We start from the raw sequence: 5,033 nt of genomic DNA on the forward strand, positions 1-5,033 counted from the left end.
GATGAGAACAATCTCGTAGTCGTCATCGAGCAGCCGAACCTGTTCGGGACGCAATAGCGGTGCACCTTGATGTGAATTCTGAATGGTCCAGTCGAACGTTCGCGCCTGGCTGTGGGAAATCGATTTGGCTTCAAACGTGTATTCACCGATGGCCTTGGAAATGTAGTTCGGAGTCTCGTCATCAGCCGTGGCCATGAACACTTGCAGTCCGGTATTGCTGAGAAAATTCTGCTTGCCAGCCTCTCCATAAGCCCCCGTCAGTGCCGAAAGGCTTTGGATGATGAGCATGAAACGCCCCTTGTAGCCCGCGATAGTCGTGATTGCGGTCTCGATCGCTTCCAGCTTACCCAAGTGCTTGAACTCGTCGAGCAGGAAGAGAACCTCGTGCTTTTCATCCCGGCGGGCCAGCGACCGCTGCAGAATTGAAACGATTTGCTGAAAAAACAAGCGTATCAGAGGCGCGATCACCTCAAGGTCGTTCGGACCAACGCAAAGATAGATGCACGTTCTGCGACGGCGAAGATCATAGACCGAAAAGTCCGAGCGACTTGTGGCCGCCTTTACAGCGGGATCCGCCCACAGGTTGAGCCCGCCATCGCCGAGCACGGAAGTGTAGGAGGTTAGGATTTTCGTATCGTTCCCCGCCATGTCGTCGAAGATGCGTTGTGCCTCTTTGTTCTGGGTCTCCATGGCGAGTCGCGCGAAGAGCTTAAACTTCTCCCCCGGCTGGGCGAAGAGGTCATAGACGGCGCCGATTGTTGGCGTGCCCCGCTCGATGCAGGCAAGGATTCCCGCGACAAAGATATCTCGCGCGCCGCTGACGAAACCTTCCGCGCCCTCCCCCTTGGCCGTAATCAGGTTTGCGGCCAAGCGGCGGGCTTCGGTGAATTGCTGCTGTGGAGGCAACGCTATAAGATCCAACAGCGGATTGTAGCAGTTTGTGCGCCGCTCCGAATCCAGCGGCGCGAATTTAAACACGTCGTCACCTGCGGCTTTGCGCGCCCTCGAGGTGAGCTCAAAGAGCTCCCCCTTGACGTCCAGAGCTATCACCGAGCCTTTGAATGTAAGTAGCGTTGGAATGACTATGCCGACGCCCTTGCCAGCGCGGGTCGGTGCAACGATGAGGCTGTGAGGCTGCTCGCCATTGGTCAGGTAGTAGCCAGGCCAGAAAGGGCCACTTGTCTTCCCAAACACCGGCCCTGTCACGCCACGGTATCGTCGCAGATATCCCGTGCGTCGCATTTCATCCACTCGAGCCCAACGAGCCGTCCCGTGGTGTTCGAGCTTGCGGCGCAATACGATCTGCTGAATCAGCAAGACGACCGCGGACGTCGAGAGCACGATAGCCGCGCCCCGATAGAAAACGGGGGTTGCGAAACCCAAATAGAAGGGCGTCTCAAACCAAAAGGCACGGACATCAAACGCCATCAGAGCCTCGCCGCTGCCGCCGTGGCGGAAGGTTGCGTAAAGACTTGCCGCACAGAAGCCCACGGCGAGTGAGCACGCGATGCTAATGGCTATGTTGGGGGGCGTCGTTTTTGTTGAAAGCATTGTTCCATTGCCGGATTAGCCGTAGCTAATGCTGCGCGTGCTTCAGAGACCGAACCGGCGTCGCGCGATGTCGCCGCTCGACAGATCGATGCCGCAGCGGGTGGTGCGATGCTTGCAGCGCATCACCCGGCAGACGTGGTTTTTGAAAGTTACACTAAGCAGGTACGTCAACGGCCAGCGAATTGGAAACGGCAAGGCCGTAAACGGAATTCGGGAGAGAAAGCGTCACTGTACCATGGCCGAGACCTCAACGGCCGGAGCGATCTCTGCTTCTGGTGGCCTCCATTAGGTCCTCTCGGGCGTGATTGAAGGCGTGGTTTATGGACCGCCCGATTTGAGCACCCCGCTGCAGCTGTTCATACGAGGTTTGCGGGCCTACTGTATCACGGACTGCAGCCTCAATACCTGCTATGTGGCCGTCCAGATTCGCACTCCGTTCCTCTGCTGCATGCTGCGGCGGCGGCATGTGCGGCAAGATGTCTTGCATGCCGGGAAAAACTGAGTGAGCTTGGGCCTGTTGGTTTGCGTCTAACTGTTGATACATGTTGAGAATAGCATTGGATGCCATCATCCTGACATTGCCATCCGGATCAGAAGAAGCCAATCCAATGGCCTGATCAAGAATGCGAGATTTGTTTTCGTCAGTAAACTTACTGAAGTGTGGCGCAACGTAATAAGCTCCGAGAGCTTGCGACGGCGGATCCATGTTGCCAATGCGATTAACAATAGCATCTTGCAGCCCTGGCGTTAGGTAATCGCCTAGATTACTGGCCGCTCCGACTTTCTGCAATGCTATGTCATCCGTGCTGTACCCCAATTCGGCTGTTAATGTCGCGGCCAGATCGATGGCTGATCGTCCAAGACGATTGGTCCGCCTTTCAAATCTCGCGAGGTCAGTTTCTGGCCCGGGTTGAGTGCCCCGAACGGCTGTTCGCTCGTGCGTCCCGAGGCCTTTGAAGCCCCCAAGATTTCGCGCTGTATCGCGCGGGTTAGCGGTTACCAGCCGTTCTGCAACATCGCTCAATGGCCCCTCTGGAACGTCACGGAGGCTACTGCTCCCCACGCCTTGAGATGATCTTGCAGCTGCACGTGCCCGTTTGTTATCGCGATCCATTGCTCGCCTCCAAAGTAGTTATTCTACCCAATGAGGTTACCACCAAAGCTTGACCTGCTAAACCGATATGATGTTACAGTTGTAGTATGGCAAAGGGTTCCCAGCTCTGTGGGTCTGCCAAGTGCCCGTCCAAGCCGAAGAAAATACGATGAAGCTGGCATCAAATGCGATGTGAACTGCCCCGGGCATTCCGGTGGCCGTTTCGTTTGAGTCACGCGGCTATGGCTGGTTCATCCAACATGCCGTAGTAGCGTTCCTCGGCTTCGGCCGGCGGGATGTTGCCGATGGGCTCCAGCAGCCAGCGATTGTTGAAGCAGTCGACCCATTCGAGCGTGGCGAACTCGACGGCCTCGAATGAGCGCCAGGGTCCGCGTCGATGGATCACCTCGGCCTTGTAAAGACCGTTGATCGTTTCCGCGAGAGCATTATCGAAAGAGTCGCCGACACTGCCCACTGCGGGTTCGACGCCGGCCTCCGCAAGCGCTCGGTGTATTGAATGCCGAACCCTAGAGAATCAGCCCTCAGAGCCTTTGGTAATAGACCGACCCCTCGCACCTGTTTGGGCTGGGTGTACAAGTCAGGTTTTCATCAGGTTGGACGAGTATGTCTGGCAGCCAGAGCGCGACCACTTCCGTGCCCGCCCGCTCGTCTGGCAGACACACAAAGGAGAAAGACATGCCGTCAGCTACAAGCAGCGCCATCGTTTCCTGCCGCAGATCATCGCCCATCCGGTCTGGCCCTCCTTCAGGTCCCCTTGGCCTGTGTCTCGTCGAGGAAATGGCCCGGGAGCGGGATCGTGGTTTCGTATGAGACAATCCGCCGGTGCGGCAACAAATGCGGTCCGCATACGGAGCCATTACGTCGCGGCACTTGATATTGCAGTGCAGCAAAGGTAGAGGGCCGCCCCTTATCGGAGTGTCGTCCATGGTCCTTACCAATACTGGTAGCGAGGCAGAACCCGTCGAACAGTCGAGCCATCCGGCAATCGAACAGCAAAGCCCCGAGGTGCTGATGCTAGGCGCGCTCGGCGTTGTCTATGGCGATATTGGCACCAGCCCGATCTACGCGTTCCGTGAGGCGCTGGTGGCGTCGTCGGGCGGCAATGTCGCCGAGCGCGGCGATATCCTCGGCGTTTTGTCATTGATCATCTGGTCGCTGACGATCATCGTCACCATCAAGTACATCATGTTCGTGCTGCGCGCCGATAACGGCGGCGAGGGCGGCGTGCTGTCGCTGATGGCGCTGGCGCGCGGCAGTTTCCCCAAGCGCTCGGCGCTGATGCTCGGCATCGGCATCGTCGGGGCATCGCTTTTCTTCGGTGATGCCGTCATCACACCGGCGATATCGGTGCTGTCGGCGGTTGAGGGCATGAATGTCGTCACGCCGACCTTCCAGCCCTATGTCGTGCCGCTGACACTGGTCATTCTTGCCATGGTGTTTGCGGTGCAGCGCTTCGGCACGGGCGGGGTAGGATTGGTGTTCGGCCCGGTGACGGCGGTGTGGTTCCTGGCAATTGGCCTTTCCGGGCTCAACCACATCATCGCCGATCCGGAAATCCTGTGGGCGGTGAGCCCGCACTACATCGTCGCGTTTCTGATCAATTCGCCCGACGTCGCTTTCGTGACCATCGGCGCCATCTTCCTCGCCGTCACCGGCGCCGAAGCACTCTATGCCGATCTCGGCCATTTCGGCCGCAAGCCGATCGTGCTGGCCTGGCTGGCGATCGTGTTTCCCTGCCTGCTGCTCAATTATGCCGGGCAAGGCGCCTTCGTGCTGGCCAAGAATGGCGTCGTCGGCCATCCATTCTTCGAGATGAACGAAGGCTGGACGCTGATCCCGATGGTCGTGCTGGCGACGGCCGCGACTGTCATCGCCAGCCAGGCGGTCATCTCCGGCGCCTTCTCGCTGACCCGGCAGGCGGTGCAGCTCAATATGCTGCCGCGCCTGGAAATCCTGCACACCTCGGAGAAGCAGTCGGGCCAGATCTACATGCCGCGCGTCAATCTGTTGCTGGCGCTGGCGGTGATGCTGCTGGTCGTCGGTTTCGGCGAATCGAGCAAGCTCGCCTCCGCCTATGGCATCTCGGTGACCGGCAACATGCTGGTGACGACGGTGCTGCTGTTCGTCGTCATGACCCGGATCTGGAAATGGCGGCTGTGGGTGGCGGTCGCCATGACGGCGCTGTTCGGCTTCATCGATGTCGGCTTTTTTGCCTCCAACATCGTCAAAGTGTTCGAGGGTGGCTGGGCTTCGCTGGCGGTGGCCTTCACCATTGTGCTGGCTATGTGGACCTGGGTGCGCGGCAGCCGCTATCTGTTCGACAAGACCCGCCGCAACGAAATCCCGCTCGATTTCCTCGCCGGCAATC

Annotated in this window: 3 protein-coding genes and 1 pseudogene; 1 reads left to right on the forward strand and 3 read right to left on the reverse strand. The window is 58.6% G+C overall.

Annotation, left to right across the window (positions count from 1 at the left end; genetic code table 11):
* From virD4 to NKH06_RS31835, 3 genes and pseudogenes are all read right to left on the reverse strand, one after another.
* Positions 1-1,551: type IV secretion system ATPase VirD4 (gene virD4 / locus NKH06_RS31825; protein WP_352559169.1), on the reverse strand; the 1,551-nt coding region annotated here is incomplete at its 3' end.
* 247 nt (positions 1,552-1,798) lie between these two features.
* A complete protein-coding gene (locus NKH06_RS31830; protein ID WP_245260339.1) occupies positions 1,799-2,575 on the reverse strand; it encodes a hypothetical protein in 777 nt (258 codons plus the stop codon).
* Positions 2,576-2,876: 301 nt separating this feature from the next.
* Positions 2,877-3,146, reverse strand: a pseudogene (locus tag NKH06_RS31835) (integrase core domain-containing protein); the annotation flags it as partial.
* 443 nt (positions 3,147-3,589) lie between these two features.
* Here NKH06_RS31835 and NKH06_RS31840 point away from each other — a divergent pair.
* Positions 3,590-5,033 (forward strand): potassium transporter Kup (locus NKH06_RS31840; RefSeq protein WP_352443279.1); only part of this gene is annotated, 1,444 nt, incomplete at its 3' end.

Source organism: Mesorhizobium sp. M1342 (assembly GCF_040317955.1).
Classification (GTDB): domain Bacteria; phylum Pseudomonadota; class Alphaproteobacteria; order Rhizobiales; family Rhizobiaceae; genus Mesorhizobium.